Origin of the sequence: Zooshikella harenae (genome assembly GCF_018837975.1) — a bacterium.
In the GTDB taxonomy this organism is placed as follows: domain Bacteria; phylum Pseudomonadota; class Gammaproteobacteria; order Pseudomonadales; family Zooshikellaceae; genus Zooshikella; species Zooshikella harenae.
In genome coordinates this window covers 1-697 of record NZ_JAGSOY010000325.1, presented here as the reverse complement: position 1 = coordinate 697, position 697 = coordinate 1, and the positions used below count along the sequence as shown (strand labels likewise).

The window sequence follows — 697 nt, the reverse complement described above, 5'->3', positions numbered from 1 at the left end:
ACTCTTTTTCTCGAGTTCATACTTATGCAAATTCAACCCGTAACCATTTTCGATAATGTTTTGAAACCGAACTTTTCATAAAAACCAACGGTGTGCTGAGATGTACATAGCTTGATTTTGGGGTTAGAACTTTCCTCATGTATTTTCTTAATTCGATACTCAAGGAGTGTTGATCCTATCCCTCGTCCATGCCTGTTTCTATTAATCATTCCCCAATCTAGCCAGTAGACGCCTTTATATAAAATGAACCCTCCAGCTCCAACAGTATCGTTATTTTCCTTTACTACAAGTTAGGCCGACGTTGTCGGCGACTTTTAGCCAGTGCCAATCATCAGGCTCAGTGTCCACTTCGCAACATTTAAAGCCTTTTATACGGCAGGTTTCGACTATCCTCCTCACCTCGTTGAATACCTTATGTGGTAAAACAGGTGAAGTCCCATTCGCATTCCCTCTAAGCTCAAACATCTACTGCATACCAAACAGCTCTGGTGGCGTTATTATCTAAAGCACAAAGACCAGATACGACCCGTCGTCGTCGATAACATCATCAAAATTCTCAGCTGTGGCCTGCGAACCCTCGGTTATACCACCTTTGCTTGTAGCAACCCTCACTGCAGCCACACTAAAATCGTTTGCTTTAGCTGTAAGAGCCGGTTTTGCAATACCTGTGGCTATAAGGCCACTCAGCAGTGGATCT

At 43.3% G+C, this 697-nt stretch carries 1 protein-coding gene and 1 pseudogene; one reads left to right on the top strand and one right to left on the bottom strand.

The features are described 5' to 3' along the window. Nucleotides 1-32: 32 nt before the first annotated feature. Nucleotides 33-278: pseudogene (locus KCG35_RS27220) on the bottom strand (GNAT family N-acetyltransferase); the annotation flags it as partial. A 160-nt stretch (nucleotides 279-438) separates the two neighbouring features. Here KCG35_RS27220 and KCG35_RS27215 point away from each other — a divergent pair. Further along, nucleotides 439-697 (top strand): transposase zinc-binding domain-containing protein (locus KCG35_RS27215; RefSeq protein ID WP_215822802.1); only part of this gene is annotated, 259 nt, incomplete at its 3' end.